The organism is Gordonia sp. p3-SID1431 (assembly GCF_025143765.1).
GTDB lineage: Bacteria > Actinomycetota > Actinomycetes > Mycobacteriales > Mycobacteriaceae > Gordonia > Gordonia hongkongensis.
Genome location: NZ_JAMBDT010000057.1, coordinates 12,401 through 32,042 on the forward strand (window position 1 = coordinate 12,401; position 19,642 = coordinate 32,042).

Here is a 19,642-nt window from a genome sequence, read left to right on the forward strand (position 1 = left end):
CCCCCATCGAAGCGCGGTAATCTCCCGAGGTCACCGACCAGGAGGAGCCGACCGTGGGCAGTCCCTACGACCCCAACCAGCCGACCGCCATGGGTCCGCAGGGGCCGCAGCAACCCGGCTGGCCGCCATCTGGCGGTCACCAACCCGGCGGGCCGCAGCCGGCTCCCGGCCAGCCGCCGAACCCGGGCCCGTACGGTGGGCAGCCGTACGGCCAACAGCCCACTGGCGGGCAGCCGTACGGCCAACAGCCCAATGGCGGGCAGCCCTACGGCCAGCAGCCCTACGGCCAGCAACCGTATGGCCAGCCGTTCGGTCAGCAACCGCCCCCGCCGGCCAAGAGCGGGAGCAAGAAGTGGTGGTTCATCGGCGGCGGCGGACTGGTCCTCGTACTGATCGTCGTGGTGGCGGTGGTGCTGGCGCTGACCCTGCGCGGTGGTGGCGACGACGAACCGTCGATCCCGACCGCCTCGGCCCTCCAACTGGTGCTGCCCGAAGACCAGTTCCCGGACATCACGGGCGAATTCAGCACGGAGACGGGTAGTACCGACGACGACGGCAGCACCGTGGACAACGAGAAGTGTGCGACGCTGGTCCAGTCTCAGCAGACCGGCAACGAACGCGCGGAGCGCGAGCTCACCGAGACCTCGTCCTCCAGTGAGATACTCTTCGGTCTCGACAACTACAGTGCCGACGTGACCAAGCCGGCCGACAACGGTTACGACGAGTTCGACGAGATCGTCTCCGCCTGTTCGTCTTTCACGCTGACCCTCGAGGATGGCGACGTCCCGGTCACTCTCGCACTCGAGAAGGTCGAGCTGCCGATCGACGGTGACTACAAAGCGGTCCGGATGACCGGCGAGTACGAGGTCGGTGCGATCGAGGTTCACCTCGCCGGGATCATCGTGGTCGGCGAGGAGCGGGGCGTATCGTTCACGGTCACGCACAACACGGTTGACGACGCACCGCCCGCCATGGACACCACGGTCAGCAACAATCTGGCCGAGATGTTCACCGCCCAGCGGCAGATCATCGCCGACGCGACCTGAAGCCCGACGGTCGAGATTCGTCGGTCGTCAGAGGAGGATTCGCGCCACCGCGGCCGGGTCGTCGAAGATGCTCATATGCCAGGCACCGGCGCGGACGATGAAGTCCGATCCCGGTATCCGCTGATACATGGCTGTCATGGAGGCGACGTCGGACACCGTGTCGTGTTCGGCCGCGACCACGGCCACCGGGCACGAGATCGACGCGGTGCGTTGCGAACAGTCGAAGTGGGCGATCGCGCGCAGCGCCGACGCCCAGGACGCCGGTCCGCGGCGGCCACGGCTTCGCGAGCGTAGCGGACGACCGGTCCATCGTTGCGCAATTCGTCTGCGCTGAACCACCGTCCGAGTGTGCCGTCGACATCGACGGTGCCGGCCTCGACGGCGGCTGCCGCAGCGTCGAATGCCGGGAAGGGCGTGTCTCGGGTGCACAGCAGCGTCAAGCGGGAGACGAGCTCGGGGCGCCGGATCGCGAGTTCCAGGGCCACCTGTCCGCCGAAGGAATGTCCCACCACATGCCAGGGCGCCTCGGACGCAACCGATTCCGCGACCCCGGCCGCGAGCCGCGCGGGTAGGTCGTCATCCGCATGACCCGGCGGCGGGCTGATCGCAGGCGTGATCACGTGTCCGTACTCGGCCAGCTCGGCACGCACGCCGTCCCACACCGCCGGCGACAGCGGGGTTCCCGGCAGTAGCAGCCAGGTCGGGGGTTCGGTCGTCACCACGTACTCTCCTCAGCTGTCGTCACGGATTCAGACCGGCCGCCGGATTCGTCGCCTCGATCAGCGGCACCGTCAGCATCGAGGGATGATCTCCGCCCCGATGAATCCGACACGTTCCGCGGGGACCGGTCTTATAGCGAGCGGGGAAATGTCCGGTCAACGGATTGCCCCGGTCGATGTTCCGCCCCGCGAGCACCAGCCGCAGGCGATCGCCAGGCGTGAAAGATGTTGCCGACGATCCGAGTCCGACCTCGATCTCCGCGATCTGACCGGGCTCCAGCAACTGAACGCGGTCGAAGCTGTGCACCGGCCGGGCCACCGACGATGCATCGCGGTCCAGTGCTCGCAGGGAGAGCTTCTGCCTACCCGTCACGATGCGGTCCCGGCCGTATCCGTACGAACCCTCGAACGGGACCCACCGCGTTCCGGCCCATTTCTCCACTGCCACGAACAACGTCGCATCCCCACCGCGCGGCAGGCTGACCCATAGTCGAGCACTCATCGGTCCGGAGAGTTCGAGATGAGAATCGATGGCAAGGTCGTAGGCCAGCCCGGCTCCGCGCAGGTCGAGAACCGACGAACCACTCGCCACGCCTCCCCCGGTGACCCGGGTCAGACGATCACCGTCGGCGAGTAGCAGTTCGGTCCACGTGGTCGCCGCCGGCGGCCACTCATGTTCCTCGCGTACATCGGTGACCTCGGTCCGCGACCCCCGGACTTCGAGGCGGACCCGTGGCAGGGTCCTGGTCGTGTCCCCGCGCAGGTGTCGCTCGAAGAACGCGTGCTGGGTCGCCACCGCGACGTCGCTGTAGAACGTCGCCCACTTCGGTCCGCGGTGGGTGTACAGGTACTTGTGGGCCGACCCGGCCCGGTCGAACGCACGCATCGAACCCGCGCTGTGCAGATTGCTGTCGGAGAAACTGGCGCACACCAGCATCGGCACCTCGATGGCCGCGAGATCCGGTGTCTTGCTCTGCCACCAATCATCTCGGAGCGGGTGGCGGCGGCGTTCGGCACCGATGTCCTCCGACAACCGGGCAGCCTTCCGGGTGACGAGAGCCCAGATGCGGGAGAACCCTCTCTCGTCGACTCCGCCAGGCTTCATGAAGTCGCGGTAGAGGTCGGTGAACCCCTCCCACGGACAGATCGCCGCGAGGTGGGGCGGGCGGAGTGCTGCCGCCTTGTACTGCGAGAGTGCGAGATACGACACGCCCAGCATGCCGACCGCGCCGGTCGACCAGGACTGCCGGCCGGCCCACTCGATCAGGTCGTGGACATCGAGGGCCTCGGCGTCGGAGAGCAGCGATCCGGTTCCCTCCGAGGTCCCCGCGCCACGCAGGTCGGCATTGACGACGACGTAGCCGCGCGAGGTCCAGACCGCAGGGTCGGGCGCCTCCCAGCCGGTCTCACTCGAAACGCGAAACGGTGCAGGTTGATTCATGATCCGGTACTGAAAGTTGAGCTTCCAGCCGAACCGCGTCCGGACCGGCAGCGCGTCCTTGCCGTAGGGGTGCGCCGAGAGCAGGACCGGGAACGGACCCTCCCCCGCCGGTCGATACACGTTGACCCGCAGGGTGACCCCGTCGCGCATCACCACCGGGACGTCGGCGTCCTTGATCATGTCGTCGGGTGCCGGGTAGACGGTCACCGGCGGGCGCACGGCATTCCGCACCCGCCGCAGGCCATATCGGAGAGCACCCGGGCGCCGCCACGGCCGGTCGTGGCTCACCGAATCCCTCATACGACCTCCGACGACAGTGCGAGACCCATGGCTGGACTCTAGGGCACAGGCCGAGGCCGGACATGGCTCTCCACACCCTTGCGTCTTTTGTCAGTAATCGCTAACGTTAGTGATTACCGACATATAACGGCACAAGGAGTCCTCAATGGGAGCACCAGTCGCATTCTTCGAGATCACCTCGCACGACCCCACCCGTCTCACCGCGTTCTATCGCGATCTGTTCGACTGGACCATCGACGACAGTTCCGGCCCGGAATACTCGCTCGTGGACACCGGCGCAGGTGACGGCGCCGTCTCCGGCGGCATCGGCGCCGTGTCCGAACCCGGCGGGACCAGCGGGGTGAGTGTCTACATGCGCGTCGACGATCTGCAGGCGTCCCTCGACCGGGCCGAGACGCTCGGTGGCAAGGCACTCGTGCCGCCCACGGACCTCCCGGATGGGTACGGCAGATTCGCGATGTTCTCCGACCCCGACGGCAACTCGATCGGACTCTGGGCGTGACCGACAACTCCCCGGGCGTCGACGAGGCCCTGCGCGCGATGGCGGAGCCCCGCCGCCGCGCCATCCTCGAACTCGTCTCCGGCGAGGAGCTGTCCGCGGGCGACATCGCCGCCCGGTTCGACGTCAGCCGCACCGCGATCTCCCAGCACATCACCGTGCTGAAAGACGCCGGGTTGCTGGCCGAACGCCGCGAGGGGACCCGACGCATCTACCGCGCCCGACCCGAGGGCATCGACCGACTACGCGACCTGCTCGACGACATGTGGGCGTCATCTCTCGACGTCGCGCGGCAACTGGTCGAGGCCGAACGCGGACTGACCGACGACGACGAGGTGAACCGTGCCGGGTGAACGCGAGGTCGCCGACGCCGGAAGTCGCGATGGCGGTGCCGTTCTCCCGCTCCGACGGCCGCCGATACGTCAATCCACTACCGTCCGTAGCGATCTCGACCACGTCTTCACCACTTTTGTCCGGACCATCGGGGTCTGGTGGCCACTGCAGCCGATGTCGATCGGCGGGGACCGGGCACGGACGGTGGCCATCGACGAGTTCACCGGCGGCCGGGTCTATGAGACCTGGGACGACGGCACGACCGCCGAATGGGGTCGATTGGCGGTGTGGGAACCCCCGAGTCGGTTCGTCATGTCGTGGCTGAACACTCCCGAGCCGACCGAGGTCGAGCTGTCGTTCACCTCGCTCGGTCCGGCTCTGACGCGGGTGTCCGTGGAACACCGCGGCTGGGAGCATCTGAGCGAGGAACAGCTTCGCGAAGACTGCGCCGCGCCGGGCGGTTACAGCTCCGGCGCGTACTCCGGCGGCTGGGCCGCAGCCCTGGCGGCCTGCGTCGACGTCATCGAATCGACCCACCCCTGAAGGGAGAGCGTCCGACCATGACCCACTTCGTGTACAAACTCGTCCCGCCGCGTCCCACCTTCGGTCCCGGCGACATGTCCGACGACGAAGCCGCCATCATGGGCCGCCACGGCGCGTACTGGTCGGGGCTCCTCGCCGACGGCACCGCCGTGATCTTCGGTCCCGTCGTCGACCCGACCGGGAACTGGGGCCTGGGCGTGGTGCGCGCCGACTCCGAGGACGATGTCCGGGCCATCAGCGCCGCCGACCCGGCCGTCACCTCGGGCCTCGCCCGCGTCGAGATCCTCCCCATGCCCGTGGGCATCGGGCGCGACTGACCGGAGAAGCCGTCGCAACACTGTCGACCAGCCCCTCGGTACGTTGCCGAGAATCCCGCGGACCTGATGTCAGCGACTTCCGGCGGCCACCTGCGTCGCGTCAATACACTGACGAAATGAGCAATCCGGCAACCGATCTGACGCGGGGTGAGTTGACGCGGGCAGTGCGGCTGCTCCAGGGCCATGTGCACTTCGACGCCGCGCTGCTCATCCACCAGCCGGAGGGCGCACGGTCTCGGATCGTGTCCCGGGTGGGCTACTCCGCGGGCTCGGCCTGGGCTTTGCAGCACCTGTTCCCTCGTGACTACGAGGTCGGCTTCACCAGCCGGCTCAATCCCGCAGACGGCCTGCCTCTCTCGATCAGCGACGTCGGCGGGAGGGTACGCGAAGAGTTCACCCGTACCGTGCTGTTCGAGCAGTACCTGCGGGCCGAGGGTTTCGCCGACGGGATGACGGTCGAGTTGTTCGACGGTGGCAATTACGTGGGTCTTGCACATTTCTCCGCCCGACGCCCCGACGCATTCGCGGCGCCGCAGCGCGCGCTGGCCCGCGACCTGTCGGGCTTGCTGGCGCTGGTCCTGCGACCGGACCAAGGGTCGGAGAACATTCAGCGAGCACCATCGGCCGATCCGACGGACTCGGACGCACCGGCCCCGTCCACCGTCTACCTGCGCCGGGGCGCTCGGACCCGATCGGCGGGTCCGGTGGACGTTCCGTTCATCGCCGAAGCCGCTTTCGAACATGTTGTGGACGGCTTCGCCGCCAGCGGGGTCGATGAACTCCGACACCTGTGGTGGCATCAGGGAACTCGGTACCGGGTGACCCTCTCGCGCCTGGGCGACTTCGGCGACCTCAGGGTGACCGCCCGGCCGGTGACCGCCGAGCAGGTGTGGCATCTGAGTCGACAGGAGGTGCGAGTGCTCAGCGGACTTGTGGTGGGACGCACCGACGCCGCGATCGCCGCAGGCCTGGATCTCAGTCCGCGGACGGTGCACACGCACATGGTGAACATCCGACGCAAGCTCGGGGTGGACCGACGAACCGAGGCGGCCGCCAGGGCGACGGCGACCGCCACGGTCATCCCCGGTCCCGCGACAGCCCCCGTCGCCGAACTGGCGCGGATCTACCGGGACTCGTTCCCCTAGGTGATATCCGCGAGCAGCTTTTTCGCGGCGTCGACCGCCTCGCGCTCGTGGGCGAGCAGGTCATCGCCGCCCATGGGGCCCAGGATGGGCGCGAACGCATCGGCTGTACCGGTCGAGACGCCGGCGAGCTCCTCGACCACCGCCAGCCCGCAGAAGGGAACGTAGTACGGGCTGTAACCGCCCTCCTGGAGACAGACGAGCTTCCCGTCGGCCACCTCATCGGCCACGTCGATGATCTTACGGGCCAGCGAGCGGAATCCGTCGGCGCGCAGCATCATCCGCGCCAGCGGGTCCATCATCGATGCGTCGAATCCGCTCGCCACGATGATCAGTTCGGGCCGGTATGCGCGCAACGCAGGCAGCACCACGGCGTCGAAGGCGTACTCGTATGCGCCGCTGCCGCCACCGGGCGGCAGCGGAACGTTGAGCGTGTAACCGAACCCGTCGCCGGAACCCCGCTCGTCCCGGAATCCCGAGTCGGACGGAAAGCAGCGATCCTGGTGTACCGAGATGTTCAGCACCTTCGAGGACTCCCGGAAGATGTCCTGGGCGCCGTTCCCGTGGTGGACATCCCAGTCCACGATCGCCACCCGTTGCAGCCCGAGCGTCTCCAGCGCATGGGTCGCCGCGATCGCGCCGTTGTTGAAGATGCAGAACCCGCGGCCGGTGGCGCGCTCGGCGTGGTGTCCCGGCGGATTGATGAGTGCGTACGCGTTTCGCACCGTGCCGTCGACGACCGCACGAACAGCTTCGATCGCACCCCCGGCGGCGAGCAGCGCGATGTGATGGCCACCGTTGCCGAACGGCGACACCCCGTCGCCGGCGTCGCCGCCCTTGGGGAGGGCGCTCTCGCTCACGATGCGCTCATAGTGAGCGGCGTCGTGGACGCGGAGGATGTCCTCGCGGGTCGCGGGCCCCGGCTCGAGTTGCCGCAGCGAGTCGAGCAATCCGGAGGCACTGATCAGCTCGTGAAGCCGTCGCTTGGTGTCGGGGTGTGCGACATGATGGGCGATCGGCTGCGTCAGTGCGTCGACGCTGGGCGGGAAGATTCCGCCGCTGCCTGTGTCTGCCCAGCCGTAGAGCGTGTTCCAGATGTATCCGGTGGTCGTTGCCACGATTGTTCCTTCCGTCCGAACCCGTGTGTCGGTGGACACAGCATCGGCGGAGCGGTGACAGCTGTCATCGGTACAAATACCGAGAGCGGATGAGCCAAGGATCGGGGGTTAGGCACGGTCGACAACCGGTCTGGCGTCGTGGATTCATGAGAAAAGCCCGTCCCGACAGATGTCGGAACGGGCTTCGTTCGGTGGAGCTAAGGGGACTCGAACCCCTGACCCCCACACTGCCAGTGTGGTGCGCTACCAGCTGCGCCATAGCCCCGTATTCTGTTGTTCCGCCCTGTTCAAGGGCACTGGCGAAGTTACACCATCTCGGCGATACCAGCCAAATCGCCAGGACGCCGACCCGATTGGTGTCGAACCGGCGTCCCGCGACTCAGGAGTTGCCGCCACCCAGGATGCTGTCGAGCCAACCGGTGCCCTCGAGGACGCCGTTGACGGGCTCGCCGTCGTGGAGCACGGTCGGCGTGCCGACCTGTCCGCCGGTCGCCTTCGACAGTTCGTCGGTCGACTTCTGCGCGTTCTCCTCGGCCTGGGCGACCTTCGCGTTGTCGGTGATGCACGTGGCGGTGGCCGGCGTCGCGCCCTGCTCGGTGGCGAGACGCGCGAGCTCGGGGCTGGTGATGTTGCCGGTGCCGTCCTCGGGCGGCTGGGCGGCGAACAGCGCGCTGTGGAACCGCAGGAACAGATCGGTGTTCTGCTCGTCGGCCACGCAGGTCAGCGCACCGGCAGCGCGCGAGCTGTAGTCACCGGTCGCCGACCGCGAGTTCAGGAAGTGCAGTGTGTGGTAGCGCACGCGGAGTTTGCCCTCGGTGACGGCCTTGGTGATGGCCGGTCCGGACTGCTGCTCGAACACCTTGCACACCGGACACATCGGGTCTTCGAAGACGTCGATGAGCGGAGCGGTCTCGGGACCGACGATCATCGTCGAACTCGACGCCAGCGCGGCTTGATCGGTGTCACCCTGATCGCGTCCGCTCCACCAGATCCCGCCGATCACGAGGCCCGCGATCACCAGGACCGCGATGCCGCCGAGCACGTAGGTCATCGTGTTCGACGGCGCGCTCGGCTGATACTTCGAGTTGGTGGTGCGGGGCACCGATGCTCCCGGCTTGCGCTTCTTGCTCACATTCCGACAATAACGGCGTCGCGCTGAAAATTGTCTGAGGGAACGGCCGGCCGGAACGGGGCGGTGACCGCCACCGCCGGCCCGCTACTCGCTCAAGCCCCCAGCGCCGCGTCGACGACCTGCTGCGCCTCGCTCTGCACCTGCGCGAGATGGTCTGCGCCCTTGAAGGATTCGGCGTAGATCTTGTAGACGTCTTCGGTCCCCGAGGGGCGAGCCGCGAACCAGGCGTTCTCCGTCGTGACCTTCAGGCCGCCGATCGGTGCGCCGTTGCCCGGTGCGGTCGTCATGATCGCCGAGATGGGTTCGCCCGCCAGTTCCGTGGCCGTCACCTGCTCCGGTGACAACTTCGACAGCACCGCCTTCTGCTCCCGGCTGGCCGGCGCGTCGATCCGCGCGTACGCCGTCGTCCCGTACTCCTCGGCGAGTTCGGCGTAGCGCTGCGACGGCGACTTGCCCGTCACCGCGAGGATCTCCGACGCCAGCAGCGCCATGATGATGCCGTCCTTGTCGGTCGACCACGGGCTGCCGTCGAAGGTCAGGAACGACGCCCCGGCGCTCTCCTCGCCACCGAAGGCGACGCGACCGTTCAGCAGGCCGTCGACGAACCACTTGAAACCGACGGGAACCTCGAGCAGCGGTCGTCCGATCCCGGCCACCACCCGGTCGATCAGCGACGACGACACGAGCGTCTTGCCGACGGCCGCCGACTCCGACCACTGCGGCCGGTGCGTGAACAGGTAGTCGATCGCGACGGCCAGGTAGTGGTTGGGGTTCATCAGACCGGCGTCGGGCGTGACGATGCCGTGCCGGTCCGAGTCGGCGTCGTTGCCGGTCGCGATGTCGTAGGAATCACGGGAGGAGATGAGCGAGGCCATCGCGTTGGCCGACGAACAGTCCATCCGGATCTTGCCGTCGGTGTCGAGCGTCATGAACGAGAACGTCGGGTCCACCGTCGGATTCACGACCGTCAGGTGCTCGAGGTTGTATCGGAGGCCCAGCAGCGCCCAGTAGCCGACGGACGCGCCGCCGAGCGGGTCGGCGCCGATGTGGATGCCGGCGTCGCGGATCGCCCGCATGTCGACCACATCGCCGAGTCCGTCGATGTAGTTGAGGAGGAACGAGTAGTCGTGCACGAACTCGCTGCCGCGCGCACGCTCGAACGGGATGCGCGCGACACCGTCGAGCTTCTGCTCGAGCAATTCGTTCGCCCGCGCCGCCACGACCGAGGTGATCGACGTGTCCGCGGGACCGCCGGTCGGCGGGTTGTACTTGAATCCGCCGTCCCGCGGCGGATTGTGTGACGGCGTCACGACGATGCCGTCGGACAGCACCCCCGGGTTGTCCTGGTTGAACATGAGGATGGCGCGGCTGACCGCCGGCGTGGGTGTGAACGAGTCGCTCTCGGCGGTGTAGACGGTGATCTCGTTGGCCGCGAGCACCTCGAGAGCGGTGCGCCAGGCGGGGACCGAGAGAGCGTGGGTGTCGAACCCGATGAACAGCGGACCGGAGATCCCGGCCGAGCGGCGGTAGTCGACGATCGCCTGCGTCGTCGCGAGGATGTGGGCTTCGTTGAACGCGTTGTCGAAACTCGATCCGCGGTGCCCCGACGTCCCGAACACAACCTGCTGCAACGGGTCCGACGGGTCGGGTGTGTTGTCGTAATAGGCACGCACCAGGGCGTCCACATCGACGAGGTCTTCGGGCAGGGCCAAGGTACCAGCGCGAGGATGTGCCATGACCGCGATTGTGCCACTCCACACGCCGTTCGCCCGGTCGACGAACCGATCCGTCCGGACCCGGATACCGAATCGCTACGGTGGGACGATCGTCGACGTCGCATCGAAGGGGCCTGCACACATGCTGATCGCCGGATTGTCGGGACTGCTGTCCCCCGGACGCCGATCCCCCGGCCTGCTCGTGCTCGTCCTGCCGGGCGGCACGGACAACAGCCACAAACCGTTCAGTCCGTGGCAGCCGTCCGCCCTGCGCATGTACCCGTTCACCTGGTCGCTGCGACTGCGATTCGGCCGGTCGGTGCGCGTCCACCAGGTCGGCTACCGCGTGTACGGCTGGAACGGCGACGACAACTCGCCTCTGCTCCCCGCCCGTGCGGCACTCGACGAGATCTGCCGACGGCACCCGGGCGTGCCGGTGGTCGCGATCGGACACTCGATGGGCGGACGCGTGGCCGCCCATCTCGCCGCCGACCGCCGGGTCATCGGCGTCCTCGGCCTGGCGCCGTGGTGGCAGTTCGCCGACTGGCGACACATCCAGCCCGGCGCGCGGGTCGTCGCGGTGCACGGCAACGCCGACACCCGCACGCTCGCGAAGCGGACCCGCAAGGGCATCGACGAGCTCTCGGCGCTGGGCGTCGACGCCGAGTTCATCCCGGTCCCCGGCGGCGGTCACGCCATGCTCGATCACATCGGGCTCTGGCAGCGCAGCGCGCTCGACTTCGTCGGCGAGCGCCTGTCCGCGCTGCGCGGCGCCTGACCTCAGCGCGTCGGCCGGCCGGCCAACTCCTCGACGAACTCCGGGTAGAACTCGACGTATTTCTCCCCGACGAGCACGTAGAGCGGATCGTCGCCGGTCTGCCCGTAAGCCTGTTTGCGGAGTTCGGTGCGCATGTTCTTGAACGTCGAGGTGTGTTCCAGCGCCTCGACGATCCGGACGAACAACGGCACGGCGTACGCGGGCAGACCGTCGCGAACGTGCCGGGCGAGACCGTCGGCGTCGAAGGTCTCGCCGTCTCGCAGGCTCACCGCCGCCATGCCGGCCTTGCCGTCGACCCCCGGAACGGGCACACCGAACACGACCGCCTCCTCGACGGCGGGGTGCGCGTCGAGCACCGCCTCGACCTCGGTGGTGGCCACGTTCTCACCCTTCCAGCGGAAGGTGTCACCGATGCGGTCGACGAAGCCGATGTGCGAGAAGCCCTGATCGCGGACGACGTCGCCGCTGTTGAACCACCTGTCGCCCTTGCGCTTCGCGTCGCGGACGATCTTTCGTTCGGTCGCGGCCGGGTCGGTGTAACCGTCGAACGGTACCCGTGAATTGATCTGCGCGAGAAGCAATCCGGTACCGCCCTTCCCGACCGGCCGCACCCGCCCGTCGGGACCGCGCACCGGCTCGCCGGTCTCCTCGTCGTATTCGACGATTGTGTACGGCAACGGCGAGAACCCGGCCGTCTTGGACAAGCCGAAGACGTTGATGAAACCGATGTTCGCCTCGCTCGCCGCATACAACTCGACGACGCGGTCGATACCGAACCGCTCGGTGAAGGCATCCCAGATGTCCGGGCGCAGACCGTTGCCGACGGCCAGCCGGAGGCGGTGCGCGCGATCGGTCGGCTTCGGCGGCTGCGCGAGCAGATAGCGGCACAGCTCACCGATGTAGGCGAACGCGGTGGCGTTGTTCTCGATGATCTCGTCGATGAACTTCGACGCCGAGAACTGCTTGCCGATGGCCAGGCAGGCGCCCGACGCGAGGACCGACGAGACCGAGATCGTGAGAGCGTTGTTGTGGTAGAAGGGCAACGCCGTGTACATGACGTCGTCGCCGCGCAGACGGATTCCCAGCCCGCCGATGCCGTTCATCGCCACCAGCCAGCGGTAATGACTCATCTTGCTCGCCTTCGGGTAACCCGTTGTGCCCGAGGTGAAGATGTAGATCGCGGTCGACCCGACCTCGATCGAGTCGGTGACCGGCCGGTCGAGCGGTGAGCAGCGCGCGGTCAATGTGGCGAGTTCGGCGAAGGTGAACTCCTTCTCCGGCCGGCATCCGGCCGGCACCGATTCCAGCGCCTCCAGCAGATCATGCTGATAGAGAACCACTTTCGGCTCGATGAGTCCGAGACTGTGTTCCAGCACCGCGCCGCGCTGGTTGAAGTTGAGCATTCCGCAGATCGCCCCGATCTTGACGATCGCGAACATCGCGATGACGACATCGGGGTGGTTTCGCGAGAGCACCGCGACCACGTCACCGCGCCCGACACCCTCGCGAGTGAGGAAATCCGCGAGCCGGTTGGCCCGAGCATTGGCCTCGCGGTAGGTGATCGACGCACCCTCGAACCGGAGGAAGTCCCGGTCGGGGTACTTCTGCGCACTCTGCTGGAACCGCTTGCCGATGGACATCTTCGTGGTCGGCGGTGTGGGCAGCATCGCCGGTAGGGTCCGCAGAATCGTGCCGGCGTCACGACGCAACGACGCGACTCCCGACACCATGTCGGCCAGCCGGATGTCCGGCAGCAGTCCCGTGCCCGGCGCGTGATCAACCATGTTCCCCAGCCCCTTCGGTGTGTTCGACGACACACACCCTAGCGTCGGCTCGTCCCCATTGACACATCGGGGGTGTTTTGTTTCAAACGTTCCGAATGCGTCGAGCCAGCGGGCGAGACCGCATCGCGATCCACCGACCACCCGGGCCGACCCTTGGCGCGCGCCGGGTGACCGGCCACACTGTCTGGATGACCGACACCTCGCCGAGACCGATGAGCGACCGTCCCGCCGGCCCGCTCGACGGCGTCACCGTCCTCGAACTGGGCACGCTCATCGCCGGACCGCACGCGGCACGGCTGTTGGGTGACATGGGCGCGGACGTCATCAAGATCGAACCGCCCGGCAAGCCCGATCCGATCCGCACCTGGGGACAGGCGGAGGTCGACGGTCACCGCTTCTATTGGACGGTGCACGGCCGCAACAAGAAAGCGGTGACCCTCGATCTGCGGGCGGACCGAGGGCGCGAGCTGTTCCTCGATCTCGTCGAACGGGCCGACATCATCGTCGAGAATTTCCGTCCCGGGACGCTCGAGCGGCTCGGTATCGGCCCGGATGTACTGTCCGCTCGCAACCCGGGCATCGTCGTGGTGCGCGTCTCGGGCTACGGCCAGACCGGCCCGGATTCGACACGAGCCGGGTACGCCTCCGTCGCCGAGGCTGCCAGCGGTCTGCGGTATCTCAACGGCTACCCCGGACAGCTCCCGCCCCGGCTGGCGCTGTCACTCGGCGACACCCTGGCCGGCATGTTCGCCGCGCAGGGCGCCCTCGCGGCACTGTACCGGCGTGCGGTGACCGGCAGGGGGCAGGTCGTCGACACATCCCTCATCGAATCGTGTGTCGCCGTGCAGGAATCGGCCATCGCGGACTACGACGCAGGTGGCGTCGTCCGCGGCCCGTCGGGCACCCGGCTCGACGGCATCGCTCCGTCGAACCTCTACCCGACCAGTGCGGGCACGCACGTCATCATCGCCGCCAACCAGGATTCGGTGTTCGCCCGGCTGTGCGCGGCGATGGGACAACCCGAGCTCGCGACCGACGACCGCTTCGTCGATCACGCCGCGCGCGGACGCAACCAGGACGAGCTCGACGAATTGATCGGCGAATGGTCGCGGCAGTACACACCGGAGAAGCTGACCGAAGTACTCGGTACCGCGGGAGTCGTTGTCGGACCGGTGAACTCGGTCGCCGAGGTGGTCGCCGATCCGCACCTGCAGGCACGGGGGATGATCGCCGAACACTACGACGAACGCGCGCAGCGCACCGTCCTCGGTCCCGGCGTCGTGCCACAGTTCAGCGACACCCCCGGTGGCATCCGCAACGCCGGCCCACCGGCCCCCGGTTGCGACAACGAGACCGTCTACGGCGGATTGCTCGGGCTGTCCGGGGACGAGATCGCGGCGTTGCGGGAGGCCGGGGTCATCTGACACTCGGCTACGGTCGAGGCATGTCACTGGTCGCGACCGGGCTCTCGCGCACCTTCGGCCGGCACACCGCCGTCGCCGATGCGAGCCTCGAACTCAGATCCGGCAGGATCACCGGGCTCGTCGGCCCCAACGGGGCGGGCAAGACCACCCTGCTCCTGCTTCTCGCGGGCCTGCTCGCCCCCGACACCGGCGCGATCCTGGTCGACGACGCGCCGGTGAAGCCGGCGGACATGCGTCGACTGACGGGGTGGATGCCGGACATCTTCGGCACTTGGGAGAGCCTCACGGCGCACGAGATCCTGACGACGTTCGCCAAGCTCTACGGAATGCCCACCACCCAGGCCCGGCAACGAGCCGCTCAACTGCTCGAGTCGGTCCATCTGACTGACTTCGCGTCACGGCCGGCGCACGAGCTGTCGCGCGGCCAGAAACAGCGCCTCGGCTTCGCCCGTGCCCTGGTGCACCGGCCCCGGATTCTGCTGCTCGACGAGCCGGCATCCGGAATGGACCCGCGGTCACGGTTGGAGTTGCGCGGCCACTTGCGCCGCCTCGCCGACGACGGGTGCGCCATCCTGGTGTCCTCGCACATCCTCTCCGAACTGGAGGAGATGGTCGACGACGTCGTGCTGATGACCGAGGGCCGGACCCGCACACCGCAGGGCGCGGCCGGCGGGGTGTGGCGGATCCGGCTCGTCGGGCAGCCGCCCGGGCAGGCGCGGGAAGTTCGCTTCGACGACGAGTCCGCTGCCGCGCGGCACCTCGCGCAGGTGGTGTCCTCCGGTGCGGCGGTCAGCGAATTCGCTCCTGTGTCCTCCGGCATCGAAGATGCCTACCTCGCACTCGACCCGGAGCGCCGATGACCACGAAGACGCACGAAGCAGATGTCTCGCCGCGGGCCGGGTTCTCGTCGTGGTGGCGGATGGTCGGGGTGATCGTCGAACTCGAACTCCGCCAACGGCTACGGACGACGAGATGGAAGGCCACGCTCGTCGTCGCCTTCGTCGTGACCTCCCTCGCCGTCTTCGGATCGATGTACCTGGCCGTCGGAGCATTCGGCGGCACCTACGCCGGGTGGGCGTCGAATCTGTACGGGCTCCTGATCGGATTCCTGTTGCTACTCGGGATCATCGTGGCCCCGACCCTGGCGGCGACCACGATCAACGGTGACCGCAAGGACGCGACCCTGGCCGTGGTGCAGGACACCGCGATCAGCAATTGGCAACTCGCACTCGGCAAGCTCATCGGCAGTTGGGTGGCGGGGATGGCTTTGGTCGCCGTCGCCGCACCGTATGTGATCTGGGGCTTGGTCGAAGCGCCGCAACCGATCTGGCGCGGGGTGGTCGGCGCGGTCGTCCTCGCGCTCGTCTTCGCGTGCTACGCGGGGATCGGACTCGGGTTCTCCGCGGTGACGGCGCGACCGGCAGGGTCCGCGGTGCTGACGCAAGCCGCCGTCTTCTTCCTCCTGCTCGGCCTGCCGGTGGTTTTCGGTCTGCTGTATCCGACAGTCGCGCAGACGCATTCGGTGGTCCGCACCGAAACGGCGGTGACCGATCCATCGAGCCCGACGCCCACCTGGACGTGTCGCGAGGTCACCCGAGGAGAGGAATTCCACCACCACGAACGCATCTGGTGGCTCCTCGCCCCGAACCCGTTCTTCATCGTGGCCGACGCCGTCTCCTCGCCGCCGCAGAACCCCATGAGGACCTCCGACAGCACCGCAGCCCAGGAGATCGCACGGACTCTGTCGGCAGTCCGGGCGGGTCCGTACATCGGCCCGCGGACATGTGCCGACATCTCCTACGGCTACAGCGACGGGAGCGACCCCATCGGCCATCGCGCCCGTGAAGCAGCACATGAGACGTCCGAGATGGGCCACTCGTGGTACGTCGGCCTGGGGATCTATCTGGCGCTCGGCGGGCTCGGATACGTTGCCGCGGCACGTCGTCTGCGGATCCCGGCGGGCAAGCTGCCGCGTGGAGTCCGGATCGCATGAGTGCCGGCGACGACTCTGCCGTGTTCCAGCCCGGTTACGACGCCCTCGCCGACCTGTACGCCGCGACATTCCCCTCGCCGTTCTCGAACGCGCTGCAGCGCCGCGTGATCGAGTCCTTCGTCGACCACGTTCGCGGGAGCGGGATCCCCGGGACCGTGCTGGACGTGGGTTGCGGACCGGGCGGTGTGACGGCGGAGTTGGCCTCCGCCGGTCTCGGTGTCATCGGCGTCGACCCGAGCGCCGAGATGCTGCGGATCGCGAGATCGTCGCATGCCGACCTACGCTTCGTTGTCGACGACGCGCATTTGACCTCGACGGAGCTCGACGACATCGACGTCGCCGCAATCGTGGCGCGCTTCAGCCTGATCCATGTGCCACCCGCGTCCGTTCCCGGCATTCTCGACGGCTGGGCCGCTCGGATGCCCACCGGCGGCGGCGTGCTGGTCGCCGGGCAGACGATCGACACCGACGAGATCGTCGAATCCGATCATCGGGTGGCGCCCGCCTGGCGTTGGCACCCGGATCGGATGGCGGCGGCCCTGGCCGATGCCGGTTTCGACGAGGAGTGGCGCACCGTCAAGCGTGCGGACGACGCCCATCGCTTCGCCGAGTTCCATCTACTTGCGATACGCCGATGACGCTGCTCCCCGGCACGTAGCCACCGAACTAGGAAGTTCGGCGAACCGAAACTATAGTGTCGTCATGCCCAAGCTCGTGCGTCGCCGGTTCGTCACCGTCGGGGCACTGGTGGCTGCCGTGTGCACGATCCTCGCGGGATGCACGCTGTCGAGTCGGCTGCCCGATGAGAAGGTCGTGCTCACCACGTTCACCGTGCTCGCCGACATCGCCTCGGAGGTCGCCGGCGACCGTCTGCAGGTGGAGTCGATCACCAAGCCGGGTGCCGAGATCCACGGCTACGAGCCGACTCCCGGCGACATCCGTCGGGCCGCGACCGCGTCGCTCGTCCTCGACAACGGTCTCAATCTCGAAGCCTGGTTCGCGCAGTTCGTCGACGGCCTCGATGTCCGGCACGTCGTTGTCAGCGAGGGTGTCGAACCGATCGACATCGCGTCGGATGCCTATGCGGGCAAGCCGAATCCGCATGCGTGGATGAGTCCGGTGAATGTGCAGATCTACGTCGACAACATGGTGCGCGCGTTCACGGAGCTCGATCCCGACGGCGCCGCCACCTTCGAGTCCAATGCGGCGGCGTACAAGCGGCAGCTCCAGCAGGTACAGACCGATCTCACCTCATCGCTGGCCGGACTACCCGCCAACGAGCGGGCCCTCGTCACCTGCGAGGGCGCGTTCTCGTATCTCGCCCGCGACGCCGGACTCGTCGAGCGCTACATCTGGCCGGTCAACGCCGAACAGCAGGCGACGCCGCAACAGGTCGCCGAGACGATCGACTTCGTCCGGGCGAACCGCGTTCCGGGCGTGTTCTGCGAGTCCACGGTCTCCGACGCCCCGATGCGACAGGTCGTGAACGCGACCGACGCCCGGTTCGGCGGCACCCTGTACGTCGACTCGCTCTCCGAGGCCGACGGCCCCGTACCCACCTATCTCGACCTCATCCGCCACGACGTCGCGACCATCGTGTCGGGCCTGACCGGGAGCAACACGTGAACGTCTCAGCGACAACCGGTTCCGCCATCGAGGTGACGGACGTGACCGTGCGATACGGCGACATCCTCGCGCTCGACCACGCGTCGGTACGAGTACCGTCCGGCCAGGTGTGCGGCCTCGTCGGCATGAACGGGTCGGGTAAGTCGACGCTGTTTAAAACGATCGCGGGGTCGGTGACCCCGACGACCGGTACGGTCCGGCTCGGCGGCCGGACCCCCACCGCGGCGCGTCGAGCCGGCGCGCTCGGTTACGTACCGCAGTCCGAGGACATCGACTGGAGCTTCCCGGTGTCGGTCCGTGACGTCGTGATGACGGGTCGCTACGGCCATCTCGGGTTCACGCGCCGCCCCAAGCGGGCCGACCACGACGCCGTCGACGAAGCCCTCGCACGCGTCGAGCTCACCGACTTCGCCGACCGCCAGATCGGCCAGTTGTCCGGCGGGCAGCGCAAGCGGGCCTTCGTGGCCCGCGGCATCGCACAGGAGGCCGAGATCCTGCTGCTCGACGAACCGTTCGCCGGCGTCGACAAACGCACCGAGGGGACCATCACCGCACTGCTACGCGAACTCGCCGATGCCGGGACGACGATCCTGGTGTCCACGCACGATCTCCAGGTCCTGCCCGAGCTGGCCGACGAGGCGATCCTGCTGATGCGCCGCGTGATCGCGCAGGGCGCGCCGGCCGAGGTGATCACCACCGACAACCTCGTCCGCGCGTTCGGGCTCGATCCACTCGCCCGGCCGACGTCCGAACGCGAAGAGTCCGAGCGTCTCGAGTCCGGGCGTCTCGGCTCCGACCGCCACGAGGAGGTCTCGTGAACATCGTCGACATCCTTCTCGACCCGTTCGCCTACGCGTTCATGACGCGTGCCCTGTGGGCGACGCTGGTCGCCTCGGTCGTGTGTGCGCTGTTGTCGTGCTGGCTCGTGCTGATCGGCTGGTCGCTGATGGGTGACGCGGTCTCGCACGCGGTGCTGCCGGGCGTGGTCCTCGCCTACATCGTCGGCGTGCCGTTCGCCATCGGCGCGGTGATCTTCGGCTTCCTGGCGGTGGCACTGATCGGCGCTGTCCGCGACGGCGGCCGGGTCAAGGAGGACGCCGCCATCGGCATCGTCTTCACGACCCTGTTCGCGTTCGGCCTGGTGCTGATCTCGGTGACGCCGAGCCAGACCGACCTGAACCACATCATCTTCGGCAACCTCTTGGGCGTCTCGACGTCGGATCTCGTGCAGATCGCGATCCTGGGTGCGATCGTGGCGACCTTGCTGCTGCTCAAGAGACGCGACTTCACCCTCTACGCCTTCGACCGCACGCACGCTTTCGCGATCGGACTCAGCCCGAAACTGCTCGGCGCGGCCCTTCTCGCGCTGCTCGCCCTCACCGCGGTGACCGCGCTGCAGGTGGTCGGCATCGTGCTCGTGGTCGCGATGCTCATCATCCCCGGCGCGACGGCCCGACTGCTCACCGATCGCTTCGGCCGGATGCTCGTCATCGCGCCCGCGATCTCGGCGATCTGCGGGGTCATCGGCCTCTACGTCTCCTACTACCAGGACACCTCCCCCGGCGGGATGGTCGTCCTCGTCCAGGGCCTCGCGTTCTTCGGTGTCTACCTGTTCAGCCCGACCCACGGCGTCGTCACCAAGCAACGCAAACATCGCGAGAGCGCGACGCTCGACGCGCTGAGTACCGGTTAGCGAACCGGCCGGCGCGAAACGAAAGGCGCCCCCCCCCAT

The 19,642-nt window shown here is 67.9% G+C and carries 20 protein-coding genes and 1 tRNA gene; 14 read left to right on the top strand and 7 right to left on the bottom strand.

What is annotated here, in order from left to right:
- The first annotated feature begins 53 nt into the window (after window positions 1-53).
- Window positions 54-1,046 carry a hypothetical protein gene (locus M4D77_RS14835; RefSeq protein ID WP_259936545.1) on the top strand — a complete coding sequence of 331 codons (993 nt, stop codon included), beginning with the start codon at window positions 54-56 and terminating at the stop codon, window positions 1,044-1,046.
- Window positions 1,047-1,180: 134 nt separating this feature from the next.
- Here M4D77_RS14835 and M4D77_RS14840 read toward each other — a convergent pair whose 3' ends face one another.
- The gene (locus M4D77_RS14840) at window positions 1,181-1,765 is read right to left on the bottom strand and encodes an alpha/beta fold hydrolase (protein WP_259936546.1); all 585 of its coding nucleotides are present in this window, start codon (window positions 1,763-1,765) and stop codon (window positions 1,181-1,183) included.
- 22 nt (window positions 1,766-1,787) lie between these two features.
- Window positions 1,788-3,506: a CocE/NonD family hydrolase gene (locus M4D77_RS14845; protein ID WP_259936547.1), complete on the bottom strand. Its 1,719-nt coding sequence runs from the start codon at window positions 3,504-3,506 to the stop codon at window positions 1,788-1,790.
- 145 nt (window positions 3,507-3,651) lie between these two features.
- Between M4D77_RS14845 and M4D77_RS14850 the strand changes: the two genes are divergently transcribed.
- The 5 genes from M4D77_RS14850 to M4D77_RS14870 all read left to right on the top strand — a co-directional run bounded on the left by M4D77_RS14850 (window position 3,652) and on the right by M4D77_RS14870 (window position 6,343).
- Window positions 3,652-4,008, top strand: a complete 357-nt coding sequence (locus M4D77_RS14850; RefSeq protein WP_259936548.1) for a VOC family protein — start codon at window positions 3,652-3,654, stop codon at window positions 4,006-4,008.
- Window positions 4,005-4,358: a helix-turn-helix transcriptional regulator gene (locus M4D77_RS14855; RefSeq protein ID WP_247449798.1), complete on the top strand. Its 354-nt coding sequence runs from the start codon at window positions 4,005-4,007 to the stop codon at window positions 4,356-4,358. Before M4D77_RS14850 ends, M4D77_RS14855 begins: the two co-directional genes overlap by 4 nt.
- Window positions 4,348-4,881: an SRPBCC domain-containing protein gene (locus M4D77_RS14860; protein ID WP_247449800.1), complete on the top strand. Its 534-nt coding sequence runs from the start codon at window positions 4,348-4,350 to the stop codon at window positions 4,879-4,881. The genes M4D77_RS14855 and M4D77_RS14860 overlap by 11 nt, the downstream gene beginning before the upstream one ends.
- 17 nt (window positions 4,882-4,898) lie before the next feature.
- Window positions 4,899-5,198 (top strand): YciI family protein, encoded by a 300-nt coding sequence (locus M4D77_RS14865; protein ID WP_068971835.1) that lies wholly within the window; start codon window positions 4,899-4,901, stop codon window positions 5,196-5,198.
- 116 nt (window positions 5,199-5,314) lie between these two features.
- On the top strand, window positions 5,315-6,343 hold the full coding sequence (locus M4D77_RS14870) for a LuxR family transcriptional regulator (protein WP_259936549.1): 1,029 nt from the start codon (window positions 5,315-5,317) through the stop codon (window positions 6,341-6,343).
- On the opposite strand, the gene M4D77_RS14875 is transcribed toward M4D77_RS14870, so the two are convergent.
- The 4 genes from M4D77_RS14875 to pgm all read right to left on the bottom strand — a co-directional run bounded on the left by M4D77_RS14875 (window position 6,340) and on the right by pgm (window position 10,326).
- The gene (locus M4D77_RS14875; protein WP_259936550.1) at window positions 6,340-7,458 is read right to left on the bottom strand and encodes a class II histone deacetylase; all 1,119 of its coding nucleotides are present in this window, start codon (window positions 7,456-7,458) and stop codon (window positions 6,340-6,342) included. The two genes, M4D77_RS14870 and M4D77_RS14875, sit on opposite strands and share 4 nt — an antisense overlap.
- Before the next feature lie 192 nt (window positions 7,459-7,650).
- Window positions 7,651-7,723, bottom strand: a tRNA-Ala gene (locus M4D77_RS14880).
- Window positions 7,724-7,837: 114 nt separating this feature from the next.
- Window positions 7,838-8,590 (bottom strand): DsbA family protein, encoded by a 753-nt coding sequence (locus tag M4D77_RS14885; protein WP_065631552.1) that lies wholly within the window; start codon window positions 8,588-8,590, stop codon window positions 7,838-7,840.
- 92 nt (window positions 8,591-8,682) lie between these two features.
- Window positions 8,683-10,326 (bottom strand): phosphoglucomutase (alpha-D-glucose-1,6-bisphosphate-dependent), encoded by a 1,644-nt coding sequence (gene pgm, locus M4D77_RS14890; protein ID WP_065631553.1) that lies wholly within the window; start codon window positions 10,324-10,326, stop codon window positions 8,683-8,685.
- Here pgm and M4D77_RS14895 point away from each other — a divergent pair.
- Window positions 10,325-11,083 (top strand): alpha/beta hydrolase, encoded by a 759-nt coding sequence (locus tag M4D77_RS14895; protein ID WP_396266589.1) that lies wholly within the window; start codon window positions 10,325-10,327, stop codon window positions 11,081-11,083. The two genes, pgm and M4D77_RS14895, sit on opposite strands and share 2 nt — an antisense overlap.
- A gap of 2 nt (window positions 11,084-11,085) precedes the next feature.
- Here M4D77_RS14895 and M4D77_RS14900 read toward each other — a convergent pair whose 3' ends face one another.
- Window positions 11,086-12,867: a long-chain-acyl-CoA synthetase gene (locus M4D77_RS14900; RefSeq protein ID WP_259936551.1), complete on the bottom strand. Its 1,782-nt coding sequence runs from the start codon at window positions 12,865-12,867 to the stop codon at window positions 11,086-11,088.
- 188 nt (window positions 12,868-13,055) lie between these two features.
- Here M4D77_RS14900 and M4D77_RS14905 point away from each other — a divergent pair, with 188 nt between their 5' ends.
- From M4D77_RS14905 to M4D77_RS14935, 7 genes are all read left to right on the top strand, one after another.
- Window positions 13,056-14,291: a CaiB/BaiF CoA-transferase family protein gene (locus tag M4D77_RS14905; RefSeq protein WP_259936552.1), complete on the top strand. Its 1,236-nt coding sequence runs from the start codon at window positions 13,056-13,058 to the stop codon at window positions 14,289-14,291.
- A 20-nt stretch (window positions 14,292-14,311) separates the two neighbouring features.
- Window positions 14,312-15,151: an ABC transporter ATP-binding protein gene (locus tag M4D77_RS14910; protein WP_259936553.1), complete on the top strand. Its 840-nt coding sequence runs from the start codon at window positions 14,312-14,314 to the stop codon at window positions 15,149-15,151.
- Window positions 15,148-16,284, top strand: a complete 1,137-nt coding sequence (locus tag M4D77_RS14915; protein ID WP_259936554.1) for an ABC transporter permease — start codon at window positions 15,148-15,150, stop codon at window positions 16,282-16,284. Before M4D77_RS14910 ends, M4D77_RS14915 begins: the two co-directional genes overlap by 4 nt.
- Window positions 16,281-16,922: a class I SAM-dependent methyltransferase gene (locus M4D77_RS14920; protein ID WP_259936555.1), complete on the top strand. Its 642-nt coding sequence runs from the start codon at window positions 16,281-16,283 to the stop codon at window positions 16,920-16,922. The genes M4D77_RS14915 and M4D77_RS14920 overlap by 4 nt, the downstream gene beginning before the upstream one ends.
- Before the next feature lie 64 nt (window positions 16,923-16,986).
- Window positions 16,987-17,910, top strand: a complete 924-nt coding sequence (locus M4D77_RS14925; RefSeq protein WP_259936556.1) for a metal ABC transporter substrate-binding protein — start codon at window positions 16,987-16,989, stop codon at window positions 17,908-17,910.
- Window positions 17,907-18,728, top strand: a complete 822-nt coding sequence (locus tag M4D77_RS14930; RefSeq protein WP_259936557.1) for a metal ABC transporter ATP-binding protein — start codon at window positions 17,907-17,909, stop codon at window positions 18,726-18,728. The genes M4D77_RS14925 and M4D77_RS14930 overlap by 4 nt, the downstream gene beginning before the upstream one ends.
- Window positions 18,725-19,603: a metal ABC transporter permease gene (locus M4D77_RS14935; RefSeq protein ID WP_259936558.1), complete on the top strand. Its 879-nt coding sequence runs from the start codon at window positions 18,725-18,727 to the stop codon at window positions 19,601-19,603. Before M4D77_RS14930 ends, M4D77_RS14935 begins: the two co-directional genes overlap by 4 nt.
- Window positions 19,604-19,642: the final 39 nt, after the last annotated feature.